This window comes from Methanosarcina baltica, assembly GCF_055394095.1.
The window spans coordinates 3163813-3181270 of sequence record NZ_AP042463.1 but is presented as its reverse complement, the minus strand read 5'-3'; the positions used below and the strand labels follow the sequence as shown (position 1 = coordinate 3181270).

Sequence of the window (17458 nt, the reverse complement as noted above, 5' to 3'; positions counted from 1 at the left end):
ACAATGGTTTAAGGTAATGTATTATGGAACCCCACCTCCAGATCAGATTTATGATTATTGAACTTATATAAAGGATAAAATGGTAAAAAGTCAAATACAAGAATGCTGTGATTGTGTGAGATTCCTACAGAAAATATATGGTGAAAAATTAATTTATAATTATGTATTCAAAGCTATGGCCTGGAAATATAAGGATGAAAAAAGCGAGGATTATTTAAAAAATACGTTGCCAGGTAATGTATCAAGTAATCTATCTAAATTGGAAGCAAGGGGAATTTTACGAAGTAAAGAAAATAGTGAAAAAAATTTGGAATATTGGGATCCCTCTATCCCTCTGAAAAAAAAAGATATCATTTAAAAATTTTTACTCAATCATCCAGCCTTTAAGCCGTCTTCTTATCTCCTCTTTTTCTTCCCTTGTAAATCCTATATTTGAATATTGTTGTAACGAGGTTGCTTGCGTGTACCCTTGTCTAAGGCAGATTTGTATTTCAGAGACTCCCGCCGCCAGCATCCAGGACTCTATAGTTTTCCGGTAGTTTTTGCAGAGAAACCCGAGGGTCAAACCCGGCTTTTTTAGCCCACCGTTTAATATTATTATTCCAGCCGTCCCGACCCGGTGGTTTTTTTGTCTTTAAAGAAATAAGGCAAAATACTTACCAACTGCGGAGGGAGAGGTAAAATATTCGGAATTCGAAAATTTGATTTCATAGAGACTTCAAAAGGCAGTGGATTCGTAAAAGGGAAGCGACCAAGCGGATTTTTTGCAATCATGGATATATTTGGGAACAAAATTACAGATAGCGTTAATGTAAAGAAAAACTGTAAACGATTGAGGGCTAGGTCAAGTACATTAATTCAAATGATGGAAATTCGGGAAGTTTACGCCCTCCCCTGAGCTAAAGACTCAGGGGTTTCCTGCTGCGTTCTTATGAATTTCCCCGCTATACAGCGGTTTTTCGCTATGTTTCGACAAATTCTTCAGATCAGGTCCGAATATACCGGATTTAGCTCCACGGCTTTTTCGTAGGCTTCTATGGCTTTCTGGTGCTTATTTACCCTGTCATATATGATTCCTTTCCCGATCCAGGCTTTCGTGAAGCTCGGGTTTATCTCAATCGCTTTTTCAAAAGCTTTCAGGGCATCAGGGTATCGTTCAAGGTCCCGGAGCGCTACTCCCTTGTTATACCAGAACCTGGCGTTTTCGGGGCTGGATTCAATCTTTTTGTCAAAGACCAGCACGGCCTGTTCAAAGTGCTGTTTTGCTTCTTCCTGTTTTTCGAGCCAGCGGAGAGCTACCCCTTTGTTGTAGAGGGCCTTTCCGTTCATGGGATTCAGCTCAATCGCTCTGTTAAAGGCCTCAAGGGCTTCATTATAGCTTCTGACCTTGCAGAGATTTATACCTTTTTTACACCATTCACTTGCATTTAAGGAATTGAGTTCACGGTTACTCTCGAAGAGCCTGATGGCTTTTTCAAAGTCATCCATGGCTTCTTCGTAGGCCCTCATCTCCCGTAAAGCGACCCCACGGTAATGCCAGACCTCGGGGTCGTTCGGATCGATTTCCGTGGCCCTGTTAAAGGCATTCAGGGCATCTTCATATTGCATCAGGTCAAAAAGGACACTGCCCTTGCTGTACCAGAGTTTTGCATCATCCGGGCTGATCTCGATAGCTTTATTGAAATCATTAAGGGCTTCGTCACACTTAAACAGGGCTTTGAGAGTCACACCCCTATTATACCAGATTTTTGAATTATCGGGGCTTACTTCCAGGGCTCTGTTAAAAGCCTCCAGAGCTTCACCGTACATTTTAAGTTCGAGAAATGCAACACCTTTGCTATACCATTCATTGGAGGTCATAATAATTGTCCAAAGTTTTTTCAATTTTAGCCGTTTTACACTGTTTCAACCTTCGTCTTCCGTTTTTTAATACCCGAATCTCTTAATAGCAATATAATATGCTCTCAGAGTCTTAAATTCATTTTGTACCTTATCTACTTAACAGAGATAAGAGCCTCATCTACAGTTACCCACTATAATCTACGGGCTAATCATTTTTAAATATTGTCAATTACCCCCACCTAAAACCTTCGCCTAACGGCTCAGGTTTTAGAGTAAGGGGCTTGTTTTGGCAAGTCCCTGGTTGACCAGATCGCCAGTAAGGAGCTTTGTAATACTGGCAGCCGATACGAAAGAATATTATAGTTACCCTGGAATGCCGCCTCAGTTTCAGGCTCTAAGGATGCCGGTTAAACAGTCCTGAAAGGTAGGGACAGTGCTTGCATCATACAAACCTTTCAGTATCAGATCGAGAGGAAGCCGGATTTGGTGGGTTGACTCTACAACTCCCAATACGCAGAACTCCAAAAAATGGAGGTGAACTCTATGTTAGTTTACATAAAAAACCAGAACGGAAAACCACTAATGCCCTGTAAACCTTCAAAGGCCAGAAAACTTTTGAGGGAAGGTAAGGCAAAGGTTTTGAGAACTATACCATTTACAATTAAAATGCTTTTCGGAAGTAGTGGGTACACTCAGCCCGTGATAGCAGGCATAGACTCAGGCTCGAAAGTTGTTGGCTGTGCGGCTATTGCTAACGGAAAGGTAGTTTATCAGTCAGAAATTCAATTAAGGCAGGATGTTTCTAAAAAGATGGATCAAAGGAGAATGTACCGAAGAAACCGTAGAGGCCGGAAAACCCACAGGCCCGCAAGGTTCAATAATAGGGCAGCTTCGAGGAAAGAAGGAAGGCTGGCCCCTTCAATCAGGAGTAAGCTGGAGTCCCATATCAGAGAAAAGAACTTTGTGGAATCCATCTTACCGGTTACGAAGTGGAAGGTCGAAACGGCTTCCTTTGATATTCACAAAATAACGAATCCGGAAGTTTCCGGAATTGAGTATCAGGAAGGTCCACAAAAGGATTTCTATAATGTTAAAGCTTTCGTGCTGGATCGGGACGGGTACACATGCCAGCACTGTAAAGGCAAATCGAAGGACAAACATTTACAGTGTCACCACATCATTTTCAGGACAAATAGAGGTCCCGACACTCCGGAAAACCTGATTGTTTTATGCAAACCCTGCCATCAGGCCCTCCACGCAGGAGAGTTTGAGCTAAAGAAAAGAAGATCGAAAACCAAACATGCAACCGAGATGGGCATTATCAAAAGCCAGCTTAAAAAGTCAGACTGGGAGTTTGAAAAAAATTTTGGTTTTGAGACCAAGTTTAAGAGAGAACAATTTTTAAAGCTCCCTAAAACCCACTATAATGATGCTGTTGCTATCTGCTGCGAAGACGGGCAAACGGTAAAGCTGGATAATACGGTTTACCATAAAAAACACGTTTCAGCCGGGGACTACAAGCAGACAACAGGTGCTAGATCAGAAAAGAAGATTCCAACCGGTAAAATATACGGAATTAGAAAATTTGACCGTGTAAAAACAGTTAAAGGGGAAGGGTTTGTGAAAGGAAAAAGAGCCACCGGCTTCTTTGCCATTCAAGATATATTTGGTAATGTAATATCAAACAGTGTTAATGTAAAGAAAAACTGTACTCGCCTCTGTGCGAGAACTACAACTTTAATCCAGGCGGTGAATGTTTGAACGCATTCCTCCCCCACCTGCTGAGGTAAGATGAAAGAAATGGATGCACTGGAAAAAATATTCGGAAAAACCGCTCAGATGACGGTCCTTAAAAACCTGATCGAACACCAGGACGATTCCACCTACCTATCCGGAATTGCCGAGGATACGGGCCTTTCCCATTCAAGTGTCTCAAGAGTCATAACCCCTCTTGTCGAAGCTGGAATAGCGATTGAAAAACCCCTCGGAAAGCAGATCCGCACCTTTCACTTAAACATGGACAGCGAAGCAACAAAACAAATAGTTGATTTTTATAAAAAAATTAACGAAATTCTGATCTGAGGACGTTTTTTTTTCAAGCAAGCCTCTAACCCCCGGGCCCTTAGCCTGCCTGAAACAACCTCCGGTCCAAAATCTTAAACCCGGACTATCAAGCCCTTAGAGCCTCAGGCTTCTCTCAGGCACGGCCCGTAATTCAAGGTTTTTATGCGATGAAAAATAACGGCTCCCCCGAACCCATCTTCGAAACCGATGAGGCCCGGAATTACTTCCCGACTATTTTCAAAGTTCATCCGGAAGCCAGTAAAAAGGTGAGTGAACAAATCATTTTAGAAGGTAAGAAACTGGAAATCCTTCGCATCTGCATGGAAGCTCAATCAAGAACAGAAATTATGGCTGAAGTTGGCCTGGAGAATACTTACCATAACTTTAAGAATTATATCCTTCCCCTCATGCAAGAAGGGTTTGTAACTTACACTATCCCCGAAAAACCCCGAAGCCAGTTCCAAAAATATGTAATTACCGGAAAGGGCAGCTCTTTTTTGAAATCAATTGAATAACATGAATGCACAAAGTTACAAGTGTTACAAGTGTTACAAGTGGCACATGTATCTAATCCTTACCTCTGACTTTTTTCCCACAAAAGCAGCCGCCTGTCTGACGAGTTCTTCCTGAGCCTCAGGGTTTCGCGGAGAATTTTCCAGATGCAGGTCTTCCATCTCCACAGAATACAGAACCCTGAGAGGAGAGGGATCATAAGATACCCAGGAATCGCAGAGACAGACAAACCCAGTAAAACCGGCGGCCTTCATTTTTTCCCAGGGAGTGAACACTCCCGGATAGAACATCCCGGCAAGAAGCGACGGCTCCCTGAGCACGACGTAGAGATTTCGCGGCATTTAGGCCGTCTATTACAGGCATTTCCAGCGGGGTTAATAGTGAGGGCATCATGAAATAAGTAGGGAGAGAGTCAATTACCCCTCCCTGGAACCTTCGCCTTCAGTAGTGGGTAGTTAACAGTATCCAGCCATAGATGGCTGTTAATCCCGTGACATAAACCCCGAGAGCATAAAACCACCTTCCGTTAAACTTGGGCGTTCGGACCGGTGCTAAATTAAAGACAGCCATAAACATAAACATTGTATATATAATGACTGAAAAAATTGTATGGCCAAAGAAACCGTCAAACAGAAAGACAAAAGCAAGAATAATGACATTGTTGTCAAGTGCCAATCCCATGTATGTCGAATTATCGACCAGGCCGAAAACATTGAAATAACTCAAGCGTATTGCACCGGTAGCGACAATTACGAATGCACCTGGTAAGAACCATGGACTGAATTCTCCATAGCTCAAAAGAAAAACAGCGGGGCAAATTCCAAAACTTACAATATCTATCAATGAGTCAAGCTGTCCCCCGAAAGCTCGATATTCATCAGTTCGCCCCTTCATCCGGCGGGCAATGATTCCGTCTCCCCAGTCAAAAAAAACAGCCCAAATCATTCCAATTATCGCAACCGGAAAATTGCCTAATATAGCATAGTATATACTAAGAACCGCACATAACAACCCTGCAAGCGAGCAGATATTTGGAAGATCTCGAGCGAAAGCAAGCATTCCTGTCTTATGTGATTGTTGACCTTGCAAATCGTTCATCAGGATTCTTCCGTTTTCTTTAAGCCAATGATATCTGCCAATGCTTCAACTAATTTGCAATTTTCTGTTTCAGTACGGCTGGCAATACGAACATAACGATCAGAATCAGGCAAAGTTTTGTCCTGACAGTGTTTTATGTACATGTTATGCTCAATAAACAACCTCTTCGTAACTTCAGGGCCACTTTGTGCATAATCCGGGAGGCGGCAGAAAATAAAGTTTGCATCAGGTTTGTAAACAGTCATTCCCTGGATAGCACACAGGTTTTTATACAGATTGTCCCTGTCGGTCCGTACCTGTTTACAGCTTTCGACAAACTCCTGTCTGTAATCGGGCAAAATCCGCAGAAACTCTTCGGCAAATCCATTAATATTCCAGATATGTACGCCTTTTCTTACAGCTTCGGCAAATGCTGAATTTGCAGTTAGCATATAACCGATCCTGAGACCGCAGATACCATAGGCTTTGCTCATGCTTTTAAGGATTGCCACATTCGGGTAATGTTCTATTTCATGTTCAAGGGTTGTCTGATCCGGGTTATGTGCAAAATCCATGAAGGATTCATCGACGATCAGCATACAGTCATGATTTGCAAGTTTTTGTGCAAGAGCTATTAAATCGGATTTGGGAACCAGCATAGATGTTGGATTATTAGGTGTTACCACAACAGCAACATCTGCTTTAACCCTGATCGCTTCCGCAGCAAACTTATCGACATCCAATTTAAAAGATGGATATTCAAGAGGAAATTCAACTACCTGGCCTGCAGGCGCTGCATTCGCATATTCATTAAAAGAGGGCACTGGAACGATTAACTTGCTGGATATATGGCCGGATATAATTTTTATAAGTTCGGCAGCGCCGTTTCCTACAACGATTCTTTCAGCAGGTTGATGGATCAGATTTCCTACAAGACCGGCAAGAGCATCCTGTGCAATCGGGTAGTTAAGGACAATGTCGTGAATTTGATCTTTAAAGCTTGTAAAAACTGCCTCTGGAGGGAAATATAGATTGTAAAGATAAGCATGGTCTATGAAATGATGATGATAGTAACCACCATGCTGTCCGGAAACGAATTCGTATTTTTCAGTTTGAGTCTTATAATTATACTGCATCATGAATTTTCCTTCATTATTTGTTTTTAGGAATGGTAAAAATATAACTTCAGATTTTATTTTGGGAATTGCTTACTCATACATATTGTGTTTTTGTGTGAAAAGGTGTTTGGTGTGTGCATTCAAACCACGGAACACACGGAACACACGGAAAATATTTTAGTCTGCTTGAGCGAGTGAAACGAGTGAAACAGACCTCGTGCTGTTGCACTTGCAGTGCAACTCCCAGGAAATCTTCGATTTCCTGTGATCCCGAAGCGAAACTCGGGTGCCGAAGCGGAACTCGGGCATGGAATACACGGAAAAAGAATACCGGAAGACACCAATTAAGGTTGGTCTGGCGTTTTTCAGTCCGCTTGAGCGGAACGAAACGGGGGTCTCCATGTCCTTTCGTGTGTTCCGTGGTTAAAAATTCTCTTGCCAGTGATTCTGGATCGAGAACTTCAAACGATGCTGATATACTCATACAAGTTTGGTTTTCAGAATTATATTGGGTTATTGCCTTGCATTTTGATGTAAAAATTCCATATTTTAGCCTGAATGATTATGTTCCATTTCCCATAATTATCATTTTTATTACACAAATACTTGATATTACATTTGACCCTGCATTCCGTATTTTTAGGCGCATAAAGGCCTCCAGATATTGAATCATGTGCTTAAAATATAAGCACATGATTTTTTTGACTGAATTTCAAAATCGGTATCAATTGAGACCATATAATGCTTATATGCGCTTAAAATTAGGGAACTAAGGTTTGACTCATTCCTTAGGTAGCATTTCTATTTTTAGAGCCTTAGCCTTAAGAATTGGCTTTAAACTTAAAGACTTGGACGAAGGGAATGATCTTAAACCAGAAATAGAACGAGTAACCTTTTCCTTCTCCCTTCCTTTTGTTTGTTGAAAAAACGACCTTGATATTCCAGGGGTTTGCCGCGTGATGTTGTAAGGAATTATTGTTTCGGATTTGTCTGCCGAAAATAGTTTCTCAGCCTCTGCCAGATCCTTAATGGTGTCTATTTCATACCATCGCTTGCTGTCAAAAGAGACTGTTTTAAGAGAGAGACTATCATCAGCCACCATTTCCGCAAATACGGTTTCATAATAATCGTTTACTCTGCCGGCTGAAATGTACTGGTCCAGTCTTTTTGTAATCCTATGCCATGAAGAGAGCGAAAAACTGTAAATGTTAACAGTCTTGTATCTGATCTCATCAGAAGGCTTGAGAGTACCGCACTGGAATTTCTGAACATCCTGGGATTGATCGATTGTGACAGTGGAACCATTCATCCAGGGTTGCATGTGTGCAACGGCAATTCTGTCAGGAAAACACATGTCATCCAGAAGAGATACGTCAAAAACAAGATCACTTTCAACCAGGAGAAAAGGCTCATTAATAATTTTACGGGCCATCCAGAGTGAATATATGTTATTGGTGGTTCCATAACGGGGGCTGAAAATATATTCGATTTTCATTCCGCAAGCCCGCGTTCCTAAAAAATCGCGAATACATTTTTCCTGGAACCCTGTGACTACAACAAGACGTTTGAAGCCTTGTTTACTCAAATTGATGACAAGTCGTTCGAGCATAGATGCTTTATGAACCATTGTAAGGCATTTCGGTGTATCGCGTGTCAGACTCAGCTTTCAAAGAAGAGCTATTTTTGCCTTGATTTGCCACAAAAATCAGTGGCAAGGAAGATCCGTTAAAAAAAATATTTGTAAGGCCTAAGTTCTAAATTACATTTAAAAAGCCTATTGTATCTGTTTTTTGAAGAAATATCTTTATATACGTAGAACCTAAATTTATATCATGGTTTTTTTAAAACAGAAAATAATCAACGGTAAAAAATACTGGTATATTATTAAAACTGGCAGAATTGATGGAAAAGTGAAAACTATATTTCAGATATATTTAGGCAATGCCGAAAAAATATTTGAAATGAAAAAACAGAGTGAATCATTGCCCTACATGAAACTGAAATCTTTTGAGTACGGCAAACTTGCCGCACTTCTTCATGTGAATGAAGAGCTTGGATTCGTTGACATAGTGAACAAGCACACTATGAAAAAATCAATCGATGGTTTAAGTGTCGGAGAGTATCTTTTACTTGATATAGTGGGGAAATCTCATGGAGTTTTAAGTGAAAACGGTATTGGGGAATGGTTCAAAAAATCGGCCTTATCTTTTAAGTGGAAATTCCCTCATAAATTAAATTGTCAGAATTTTTTGAATCATATGAATTACATTGATTCCGACACAATGAAAAATATTGAAGACGATTTGTGCCGAGTTCTCATCGAAAAAGGACTAACCCCTTCAGTACTGTTTGTGGATGAATCAAACTGGTTCACTTATGCTACCAATTATGATGAAAAAAGTGAATTGCTTCATAAAGGGTATAACAAAAAGCATCGTAAAGACAAAAATCAGGTATCTGTAGCGCTGGCTGCTAATGATTACAACTTACCTTTTATTCACGAGACATATCCAGGAAATGTGCATGATTCAGAGGAATTTTCAGGTCTGGTTGACAAAATAGTAAACCGTCTAACCGAATTGAATATTTGTTCGGAAGACCTTGTTCTTGTTTTTGATAAGGGAAACAATTCAAAGGACAACATTGAAAAAGCAACTTCAAAGATGAATTTTGTAGGGGCTGTAAAAGCAAATCAGGCAGATGATCTTCTTGAAGTGCCATTATCTAAATATCAATTTTTATATGAAAGCTCAGAAGGCCACAAAATTTATGGCTATCGGACAAAGCATCAGTTTTACGGGACAGAATTTACAACAGTAATTACTTTCAATGAAGGAACTCACAAACTTCAAAAAAGAACTTGTGAGTCAAATATGTCAAAAATAACTGAGAATCTGGAAGACCTACAGAGGAGACTGGAAAGCAACAGAGGAAAAGCAAGAAACAGGAGCAGTGTAGAAAAAGAGGTTGCAGACATTATTATCAAAAAATACAGAAGTATGGTGAAATATGAAATTACTGATGCTCCTGAAGGTAAGAAAAAACCTCAGTTAAAGTTCTGGATTGACGAAGAGAATAAAAATAAGCGCGAAAATTCATTAGGAAAAAATATACTATTTACAGATAAGCACCGTTGGCACACTAAAAAAATTGTGCAAACATACAACAATAAAGGCGCTATAGAGGATGATTTTAAGCTATTGAATGATCACCTGCTTGTCCCTGTGGGACCGGTGTACCACCACAAAGATGAAAATATCAAAGTTCACGTATTTCTGTCTATAATTGGCTTACTTTTCTACAGATATTTAGCCTGGGAGACAAAGAGATATGGTCTTTCTATGAGAAGACTAATTGAAAATTTGTCCGAAATTAGGCTGGCAGTTATCCAGGATAAAGAATCAAATAAGTGTAATATTATTCTGGAAGAGATGAGTACAAAGCAAGCATCATTATTTTCTTTCTTGAACCTGGGTAATTACCTGCCACCCCAATAAAAACGTCATCAGTAGGATTATTCATTCCTTAGGCCCACACAAACAAAGCCGCTTGATAACGGAAAAACATGCATCTTTGAAAGTAAAGTCAGAGGATACAAACGACTACCCTTACCAGCTGCCAATAGTAATGCTGTAGTTATGACTCCAGTATCACTATTGCAGTGAGTTAAATTCATTGTAAATCCAATTGTCTGTTATTCATCGCAGGTATAAAGGTTGTTATGAGTGTTAAAGGATTGTGCAAAAGGGGTTGTGCGAATATTTGGTCTATTTCACTGAATCCTTAGTTCCCAAATTTTACGCGCAGATCCATGTTTCCACAAATTTGTTATGTCCATTGATTGCGTTTTTGGAATTAGGACTCAAATATAGTGTGCTTAAGTTTAAGCACATAATTCAGCATCAAAAGTCTTTTATGTGCCTAAAAATCCGGAACTTAGGCTTAATCTGCGATTATTTTATTTGAATAATGGGGGGGACTTCTTCCCACCAGAGCGGCTGCCTGTCTGACGAGTTCCTTCTGAGCCCCCAGGATTTCGCAGAAAATTTCCCAGATGCAGGTCTTCCAGCTCCACAGAATACAAGACCCTGAGAGGAGATGGATCATAAGAAATCCAGGAGTCGCAGAGGCAAACTACTCCGGTAAAAACCGGCGGCCCTCATTTTATGGAAGTGAACACTCCTGGATAAAGGAAAGCTTGAAAGACCTTTACGTTTTTTTGAAGATCCGACTCGGACTGTAATTCAAGGTATTTATGCGATGAAATCCTTGTTAAAGCTCAAAGAGCCACTCAGGAAGGTTACCTAAAAATGCCGCTGCCAATCAACATTAACGAACTTATCAATGGGCTTACGGTCGAATGGGAAAGGATAGAATTCAAGAAGTCCTGGAACCCTGAGGCCATTTTACACACCATCTGTGCTTTTGCAAACGATATAAACAACTGGGGTGGTGGCTATATAATTGTAGGAATCGAGGAAAAAGACGGCAGGCCAATTCTTCCTCCCTCCGGCCTTGAACCTTCCCAGATCGATGCGTATCAGAAAAAATTTCTGGAACTCTGCCACCTGATTACTCCAAATTACTTTCCTATTGCAGTCCCGACCGTTTTTCAGGAAAAGCACATCCTGATTTTATGGTGTCCCGGAGGGGATACACGGCCCTACAAGGCCCCGAAAACCCTTGGCAAAAAGTCCGAATCGCTTTATTACGTCCGGCATTTTTCTACAACTGTCAGGGCAGGCTCAGCCGAAGAACAGCAGCTTTTCCAGCTTGCAGCCAAGGTCCCCTTTGATGACAGGATTTTCCACAGGGCCGAAATCGAAGATATGAGCATAACCCTGATCAAGGCTTTTTTAAAAGAAGTCAAGAGTGAACTCTACGAAACCGCAGACCACATTCCCTTCAAAGAACTCTGTCTCCAGATGCAAATTGCAAGAGGCCCTCCGGAATACCTGAAACCCGTAAATGCGGGCCTGCTTTTCTTCAATGAAAACCCGGATAAGTTTTTCAGGGGAGCACAGATCGAGATCGTGGAGTACCACAACGACATAGGCGACAGCTTTTCCGAAAAGATTTTTTCAGGCCCTCTCCACATTCAATTGAGGGATGCCCTTCAGTACCTCAAAAACAATGTCCTGAAAGAAGAAGTGCGAAAAATTCCCGACCAGGCCGAAGCCCGAAGGTTTTTCAATTATCCCTACGTCGCCCTTGAAGAAGCTCTCGCAAACGCAGTCTACCACAAAAGCTACGAGCTGCAAAACCCCATAGAAATCAACGTCCGGCCCGACTGCATAGAGATATTATCATTTCCCGGCCCAATTCCCCCGATAAACAGTGAAAACCTTAAAAAGCCCCGTGTGGTCGCCAGAGACTACCGCAACAGAAGAATAGGGGACTTCCTCAAAGAACTGCACCTTACCGAAGGCCGGAGCACGGGAATACCGAAAATTCGCAGAGCAATGGAAAATAACGGCTCCCCCGAACCCATTTTCGAAACCGATGAGGCCCGGAATTACTTCTTGACTATTTTCAAAGTTCATCCGGAAGCAAATAAAAAGGTGAATGAACAAATCATTTTAGAAGGTAAGAAACTGGAAATCCTTCGCTTCTGCATGGAAGCTCAATCAAGAAAAGAAATTATGGCTGAAGTTAGCCTGAAGAGTACTTACCATAACTTTAAAAATTATATCCTTCCCCTCATGCAGGAAGGACTTGTAACTTACACTATCCCCGAAAAACCCCGAAGCCAGTTCCAAAAATATGTAATTACCGGGAAGGGCAGCTCTTTTTTGAAATCAATTGAATAACATGAATGCACAAAGTTACAAGTGTTACAAGTGTTACAAGTGTTACAAGTATCGAATCCTTACCTCTGACTTTCTTCCCACCAAAGCGGCTGCCTGTCTGACGAGTCCCTCCTGAGCCTCAGGGTTTCGCAGAAAAATTTCCAGATGCAGGTCTTCCAGCTCCGCAGAATACAGGACCCGGAGAGGAGAAGGATTATAAGAAATCCAGGAGTCGCAGAGGCAAACTACTCCGGCAAAACCGGCGGCCTTCATTTTTTTCCAGGGAGTGAACACTCCCGGATAGGACATGCCAGCAAGAAGCGACGGCTTCCTGAGCACGACATAGAGATTCCGCGGCATTTTTTGGCCGTTTATGGCTGGCATTTCCAGCGGGGATAATAGTGAAGGTGTCGTGATAAAAAGTAGGAAGATATTGGATATAAATTTTCATCAGTTTTTTATGGAATAATATAAGAGTTTGGAAATGAGGGTTATAATGATAGTTAATGAGTTGTCAAATGAAAAGTCAGTCATGGCTGCAAGTTACTTAAAAACGTAAGCATGACAAAACCCCTGCATTTTTTTCATACATAGAGAATGTGCTTGTTTTTTTAGATTTAATCTACAGCTAACGAAAATGGCCGAAAATTCTTAGTCGCCCATTTTCTGAAAGATTTAGAACTTTTGAAATTTTAGGGGATTTTATAGTAATTAGTATTTTTTGGGAAGCACTTCAATATTCAGGAGATAAAAATTACGAATCATGTGGTACTTTATGTGAAAAATAATCTTGACAGATAGGATAAATATATAATGTTCAATGATCGTATCTATTCAGCTACCTCTGTTTCTAACTTATATTTCGTATAAACTCAACAATTACTTTTTTCATATAGATTAATATAAAAATCATCGGATTTTGGAATGAGGTTTATGAAATGTGAAGAGATTCTTACTCAATGCCGTTCAGACCCTGAATCCATTGTTTCATATATTGAGGATCTTGAGTCTCGGTATGAAGATCTTGGATCTCGGTATGAAGATCTTGGATCTCGACACGAAGAGCTTGAATCTCGGTATGAAGATCTTGGATCTCGACACGAAGAGCTTGAATCTCGATATGAAAATCTTGAATCCGAAAACACCGAACTTCGAGAAAGACTTAATGAGTTAGAATCTCGCCTAAAAAAGAATAACCAAAACCAAAAAAGAAATCGACTTCCCTCTACTAACAATTCTACTGATAAAATACCTCAATCAAAAGGTTCACAAAAAGGAAGTTTTAGACGTCCTGGCGGCCAAAAAGGGCATCCTGGTTCTACATTAAGGATGATTAAAAATCCTGATAAAACAATCATTTATAAGCTACATAAATGTGAACATTGTGGTTGTAACATTGAGAAGATTGAAGTTATAAATTACGAGAAGAGACAAGAATTTGAAATAATTGTAAGGCGTAAAGTGACCGAACATCGTGCTGAGATCAAAAAATGTCCTTATTGTAACCGCAAAAACAAAGCTGCTTTTCCGAAATCAATTACAAAACCTGTCCAATATGGCAATATGGTTTTAACAATTGCAATTTACCTCCGAAACTACCAATTGATTCCCTATGACCGAATCAAGAAATTATTTAAAGATGCCTTTGGATTTGATATAAGCGTTGGTACAATAATTAGGGCAGAAAATAAGTTATTTCACAAGTTGAAAGGTGCTACAAACCACATCAAGAAGCAACTGATAAAAGAAAATGTCATCCATGGTGATGAAACTGGAATCGACGTTGGTGGTCAAGGGGAATACTGCCATTTAATCTCTACAAAAAAATATACATACTATTTCCATAATAGGAGTCGAGGATCAAAAGCAATGAATAAAATGGGAGTGTTGCCTAAATATAGAGGAATTATAGTCCACGATTTCTGGAAACCCTATTTTAAATACAAATGTGAACATGCGGCATGTAATGTCCACATTCAAAGAGAACTTAAAGACATTTATAACATATTCAAGCAAGTGTGGGCTGAGGAGATGTCTGATCTCCTATATGAAATTAAAAAATGCGCAGACTTTGCCAGAAAACAGGGCATACAAATAGATGAAGATACGCTCAAGACCTTTAAAGAAAAGTATCAGTCAATACTAATGAAAGGATTTGAGGACAATCCTCCACCTGAAATCTCGAAAGACAATGGGGTTAAAAGAGGAAGAAAAGCGCAGAGCGATGCAAAAAATCTCCTTGATAGACTTTCAAAGTATGAAAAAGAAATCTTGAGGTTTGCTACGGATCTAAGAGTTCCTTTCAGTAACAACCAAGCAGAAAGAGATCTCAGAATGATAACAGTTCAGCAAAAAATATCGGGAGATTTTAGGAAACCCCATGGAGCAGATGTTTTCTTTAGAATTAGGGGATACATATCTACACTAATAAAGAATAATATACCTACTATAAGTTCACTTCATGCGGCGATTGAAAATGTGCCACCCTTACCCTGAATAGATACCAATGATCTTTTATAGAAACATAACTAATTTATTTACAGTATTATATACTTATAAAACATATAGAATTTTTTATGTGATAACTAATGTTAGGAAAACGATTTCAAACTAAAAAAAGTCAAAGTATAGATTCTGACAAAATAATTCAAGAAAATGAAGAAGAATTTTTGTTCCAAGAGAAACCTCAAATATGCCTCATAGATATTGAAGATGAAAGTAAAGATAGTTTGAAGAAAAAAGGATTTAATGTTACTGAGGGAACACTTGGTAAAGCAATTCAAGTTCCAAATAAAAATGAATTTGGATCTGAAAACCATAAATGTCTCCTAAATTTATCTCTCCCCCAAAATCTTCATGAATATGAAGTCATAGTTTTAGATTTAGAAGATAAGGGAATGGTTCCATATTATATAGACCAAAATAGTAAAAAATATAGAGAAGGATCATCAGATCTTTTTTTTTATAGTGAATACCCAGAAAATTTGTTCGATCCAAAGCCTTATGGGTCTTATATATTGAGATCAAAATTACTTGAAAACGATTGCAATCCAACCATTCTAGTGATTTTTGCTGCCGTTGATTCAGTGAAAGAATATCAATTAGCCAAAACGACAAACTCTGGAATTAAATTTGGAAGTACAAAAAAATGGAGTAATTATTCATTCTGTTCAAAAATACCTTATTCAATAAATAAATTCGGTAAAGAATTGATAGTACAAACAGAATCAAAAGACTTGAAACTATATGATTTTTTGAGCAAATATACGGCAGGGGCTACATATCAGATTGTTTTTAAAAGCCCAAAAATTGATGAAACATCTGAGACATTTGTACCTTTGATCAAAAATTCTCACGATGAGATTGTGTCTTTTTTAAGAGCATTTGACAACTATGTACTTTTTGTTTTCCCACAAATCGAAGAAAAGTGGTATCTATTCAGGGTAAGGGTGGCACATTTTCAATCGCCGCATGAAGTGAACTTATAGTAGGTATATTATTCTTTATTAGTGTAGATATGTATCCCCTAATTCTAAAGAAAACATCTGCTCCATGGGGTTTCCTAAAATCTCCCGATATTTTTTGCTGAACTGTTATCATTCTGAGATCTCTTTCTGCTTGGTTGTTACTGAAAGGAACTCTTAGATCCGTAGCAAACCTCAAGATTTCTTTTTCATACTTTGAAAGTCTATCAAGGAGATTTTTTGCATCGCTCTGCGCTTTTCTTCCTCTTTTAACCCCATTGTCTTTCGAGATTTCAGGTGGAGGATTGTCCTCAAATCCTTTCATTAGTATTGACTGATACTTTTCTTTAAAGGTCTTGAGCGTATCTTCATCTATTTGTATGCCCTGTTTTCTGGCAAAGTCTGCGCATTTTTTAATTTCATATAGGAGATCAGACATCTCCTCAGCCCACACTTGCTTGAATATGTTATAAATGTCTTTAAGTTCTCTTTGAATGTGGACATTACATGCCGCATGTTCACATTTGTATTTAAAATAGGGTTTCCAGAAATCGTGGACTATAATTCCTCTATATTTAGGCAACACTCCCATTTTATTCATTGCTTTTGATCCTCGACTCCTATTATGGAAATAGTATGTATATTTTTTTGTAGAGATTAAATGGCAGTATTCCCCTTGACCACCAACGTCGATTCCAGTTTCATCACCATGGATGACATTTTCTTTTATCAGTTGCTTCTTGATGTGGTTTGTAGCACCTTTCAACTTGTGAAATAACTTATTTTCTGCCCTAATTATTGTACCAACGCTTATATCAAATCCAAAGGCATCTTTAAATAATTTCTTGATTCGGTCATAGGGAATCAATTGGTAGTTTCGGAGGTAAATTGCAATTGTTAAAACCATATTGCCATATTGGACAGGTTTTGTAATTGATTTCGGAAAAGCAGCTTTGTTTTTGCGGTTACAATAAGGACATTTTTTGATCTCAGCACGATGTTCGGTCACTTTACGCCTTACAATTATTTCAAATTCTTGTCTCTTCTCGTAATTTATAACTTCAATCTTCTCAATGTTACAACCACAATGTTCACATTTATGTAGCTTATAAATGATTGTTTTATCAGGATTTTTAATCATCCTTAATGTAGAACCAGGATGCCCTTTTTGGCCGCCAGGACGTCTAAAACTTCCTTTTTGTGAACCTTTTGATTGAGGTATTTTATCAGTAGAATTGTTAGTAGAGGGAAGTCGATTTCTTTTTTGGTTTTGGTTATTCTTTTTTAGGCGAGATTCTAACTCATTAAGTCTTTCTCGAAGTTCGGTGTTTTCGGATTCAAGATTTTCATATCGAGATTCAAGCTCTTCGTGTCGAGATCCAAGATCTTCATACCGAGATTCAAGCTCTTCGTGTCGAGATCCAAGATCTTCATACCGAGATCCAAGATCTTCATACCGAGACTCAAGATCCTCAATATATGAAACAATGGATTCAGGGTCTGAACGGCATTGAGTAAGAATCTCTTCACATTTCATAAACCTCATTCCAAAATCCGATGATTTTTATATTAATCTATATGAAAAAAGTAA

16 protein-coding genes are annotated in these 17458 nt (G+C 39.2%); 9 read left to right on the top strand and 7 right to left on the bottom strand.

What is annotated here, in order from left to right; genetic code table 11:
* The first annotated feature begins 79 nt into the window (after window positions 1–79).
* Window positions 80–358 (top strand): hypothetical protein, encoded by a 279-nt coding sequence (locus ACZ5QV_RS13885; RefSeq protein ID WP_464600365.1) that lies wholly within the window; start codon window positions 80–82, stop codon window positions 356–358.
* Between the two features lie 623 nt (window positions 359–981).
* On the opposite strand, the gene ACZ5QV_RS13880 is transcribed toward ACZ5QV_RS13885, so the two are convergent.
* Entirely contained in the window at window positions 982–1860 is an 879-nt protein-coding gene (locus ACZ5QV_RS13880; protein WP_464600364.1) for a tetratricopeptide repeat protein, read from the bottom strand.
* 525 nt (window positions 1861–2385) lie between these two features.
* On the opposite strand from ACZ5QV_RS13880, the gene iscB reads away from it, so the two are divergent.
* The 3 genes from iscB to ACZ5QV_RS13865 all read left to right on the top strand — a co-directional run bounded on the left by iscB (window position 2386) and on the right by ACZ5QV_RS13865 (window position 4421).
* Complete coding sequence (gene iscB / locus ACZ5QV_RS13875; protein ID WP_464600363.1) at window positions 2386–3603, top strand: RNA-guided endonuclease IscB; 1218 nt, start codon at window positions 2386–2388, stop codon at window positions 3601–3603.
* A gap of 39 nt (window positions 3604–3642) precedes the next feature.
* Window positions 3643–3924 (top strand): MarR family transcriptional regulator, encoded by a 282-nt coding sequence (locus ACZ5QV_RS13870; RefSeq protein WP_464602111.1) that lies wholly within the window; start codon window positions 3643–3645, stop codon window positions 3922–3924.
* Window positions 3925–4073: 149 nt separating this feature from the next.
* Window positions 4074–4421 carry a Fic family protein gene (locus ACZ5QV_RS13865; RefSeq protein ID WP_464600362.1) on the top strand — a complete coding sequence of 116 codons (348 nt, stop codon included), beginning with the start codon at window positions 4074–4076 and terminating at the stop codon, window positions 4419–4421.
* 33 nt (window positions 4422–4454) lie between these two features.
* Here the strand turns inward: ACZ5QV_RS13865 and ACZ5QV_RS13860 are convergent, their stop codons facing one another.
* From ACZ5QV_RS13860 to ACZ5QV_RS13845, 4 genes are all read right to left on the bottom strand, one after another.
* Entirely contained in the window at window positions 4455–4760 is a 306-nt protein-coding gene (locus tag ACZ5QV_RS13860; protein ID WP_464600361.1) for a hypothetical protein, read from the bottom strand.
* Window positions 4761–4860: 100 nt separating this feature from the next.
* On the bottom strand, window positions 4861–5517 hold the full coding sequence (locus ACZ5QV_RS13855; RefSeq protein WP_464600360.1) for a CDP-alcohol phosphatidyltransferase family protein: 657 nt from the start codon (window positions 5515–5517) through the stop codon (window positions 4861–4863).
* On the bottom strand, window positions 5517–6635 hold the full coding sequence (locus tag ACZ5QV_RS13850; protein WP_464600359.1) for a pyridoxal phosphate-dependent aminotransferase: 1119 nt from the start codon (window positions 6633–6635) through the stop codon (window positions 5517–5519). The genes ACZ5QV_RS13855 and ACZ5QV_RS13850 overlap by 1 nt, the downstream gene beginning before the upstream one ends.
* 760 nt (window positions 6636–7395) lie before the next feature.
* Window positions 7396–8109, bottom strand: coding sequence for a glycosyltransferase family protein (locus ACZ5QV_RS13845; RefSeq protein WP_464600358.1), 714 nt, complete (start codon window positions 8107–8109; stop codon window positions 7396–7398).
* Window positions 8110–8446: 337 nt separating this feature from the next.
* Here ACZ5QV_RS13845 and ACZ5QV_RS13840 point away from each other — a divergent pair, with 337 nt between their 5' ends.
* From ACZ5QV_RS13840 to ACZ5QV_RS13830, 3 genes are all read left to right on the top strand, one after another.
* Window positions 8447–10111 (top strand): IS1634 family transposase, encoded by a 1665-nt coding sequence (locus tag ACZ5QV_RS13840; protein ID WP_464599431.1) that lies wholly within the window; start codon window positions 8447–8449, stop codon window positions 10109–10111.
* A 557-nt stretch (window positions 10112–10668) separates the two neighbouring features.
* Window positions 10669–10857: a hypothetical protein gene (locus ACZ5QV_RS13835; RefSeq protein ID WP_464600357.1), complete on the top strand. Its 189-nt coding sequence runs from the start codon at window positions 10669–10671 to the stop codon at window positions 10855–10857.
* 67 nt (window positions 10858–10924) lie between these two features.
* Window positions 10925–12424 carry an RNA-binding domain-containing protein gene (locus ACZ5QV_RS13830; protein WP_464600356.1) on the top strand — a complete coding sequence of 500 codons (1500 nt, stop codon included), beginning with the start codon at window positions 10925–10927 and terminating at the stop codon, window positions 12422–12424.
* Window positions 12425–12466: 42 nt separating this feature from the next.
* Here the strand turns inward: ACZ5QV_RS13830 and ACZ5QV_RS13825 are convergent, their stop codons facing one another.
* Entirely contained in the window at window positions 12467–12787 is a 321-nt protein-coding gene (locus ACZ5QV_RS13825) for a hypothetical protein (RefSeq protein ID WP_464600355.1), read from the bottom strand.
* Window positions 12788–13336: 549 nt separating this feature from the next.
* On the opposite strand from ACZ5QV_RS13825, the gene tnpC (ACZ5QV_RS13820) reads away from it, so the two are divergent.
* Both tnpC (ACZ5QV_RS13820) and ACZ5QV_RS13815 read left to right on the top strand, forming a co-directional pair.
* On the top strand, window positions 13337–14899 hold the full coding sequence (gene tnpC, locus ACZ5QV_RS13820; protein WP_464599444.1) for an IS66 family transposase: 1563 nt from the start codon (window positions 13337–13339) through the stop codon (window positions 14897–14899).
* A gap of 92 nt (window positions 14900–14991) precedes the next feature.
* Window positions 14992–15891, top strand: coding sequence for a hypothetical protein (locus ACZ5QV_RS13815; protein ID WP_464600354.1), 900 nt, complete (start codon window positions 14992–14994; stop codon window positions 15889–15891).
* Here the strand turns inward: ACZ5QV_RS13815 and tnpC (ACZ5QV_RS13810) are convergent.
* On the bottom strand, window positions 15842–17404 hold the full coding sequence (tnpC, locus tag ACZ5QV_RS13810) for an IS66 family transposase (protein WP_464599444.1): 1563 nt from the start codon (window positions 17402–17404) through the stop codon (window positions 15842–15844). The genes ACZ5QV_RS13815 and tnpC (ACZ5QV_RS13810) overlap by 50 nt on opposite strands.
* Between the last annotated feature and the right edge of the window lie 54 nt (window positions 17405–17458).

What these genes read in the sequence shown, in the direction of transcription:
- ACZ5QV_RS13825 (WP_464600355.1), bottom strand. Translation starts at nt 12,787, where the DNA reads ATGCCAGCCATAAACGGCCAAAAAATGCCGCGGAATCTCTATGTCGTG.
- ACZ5QV_RS13840 (WP_464599431.1), top strand. Translation starts at nt 8,447, where the DNA reads ATGGTTTTTTTAAAACAGAAAATAATCAACGGTAAAAAATACTGGTAT.
- iscB (WP_464600363.1), top strand. Translation starts at nt 2,386, where the DNA reads ATGTTAGTTTACATAAAAAACCAGAACGGAAAACCACTAATGCCCTGT.
- ACZ5QV_RS13880 (WP_464600364.1), bottom strand. Translation starts at nt 1,860, where the DNA reads ATGACCTCCAATGAATGGTATAGCAAAGGTGTTGCATTTCTCGAACTT.
- ACZ5QV_RS13830 (WP_464600356.1), top strand. Translation starts at nt 10,925, where the DNA reads ATGCCGCTGCCAATCAACATTAACGAACTTATCAATGGGCTTACGGTC.
- ACZ5QV_RS13850 (WP_464600359.1), bottom strand. Translation starts at nt 6,635, where the DNA reads ATGATGCAGTATAATTATAAGACTCAAACTGAAAAATACGAATTCGTT.
- ACZ5QV_RS13885 (WP_464600365.1), top strand. Translation starts at nt 80, where the DNA reads ATGGTAAAAAGTCAAATACAAGAATGCTGTGATTGTGTGAGATTCCTA.
- ACZ5QV_RS13870 (WP_464602111.1), top strand. Translation starts at nt 3,643, where the DNA reads ATGGATGCACTGGAAAAAATATTCGGAAAAACCGCTCAGATGACGGTC.
- ACZ5QV_RS13860 (WP_464600361.1), bottom strand. Translation starts at nt 4,760, where the DNA reads ATGCCGCGAAATCTCTACGTCGTGCTCAGGGAGCCGTCGCTTCTTGCC.
- ACZ5QV_RS13845 (WP_464600358.1), bottom strand. Translation starts at nt 8,109, where the DNA reads ATGAAAATCGAATATATTTTCAGCCCCCGTTATGGAACCACCAATAAC.
- tnpC (WP_464599444.1), bottom strand. Translation starts at nt 17,404, where the DNA reads ATGAAATGTGAAGAGATTCTTACTCAATGCCGTTCAGACCCTGAATCC.
- ACZ5QV_RS13855 (WP_464600360.1), bottom strand. Translation starts at nt 5,517, where the DNA reads ATGAACGATTTGCAAGGTCAACAATCACATAAGACAGGAATGCTTGCT.
- ACZ5QV_RS13815 (WP_464600354.1), top strand. Translation starts at nt 14,992, where the DNA reads ATGTTAGGAAAACGATTTCAAACTAAAAAAAGTCAAAGTATAGATTCT.
- ACZ5QV_RS13865 (WP_464600362.1), top strand. Translation starts at nt 4,074, where the DNA reads ATGAAAAATAACGGCTCCCCCGAACCCATCTTCGAAACCGATGAGGCC.
- tnpC (WP_464599444.1), top strand. Translation starts at nt 13,337, where the DNA reads ATGAAATGTGAAGAGATTCTTACTCAATGCCGTTCAGACCCTGAATCC.
- ACZ5QV_RS13835 (WP_464600357.1), top strand. Translation starts at nt 10,669, where the DNA reads ATGCAGGTCTTCCAGCTCCACAGAATACAAGACCCTGAGAGGAGATGG.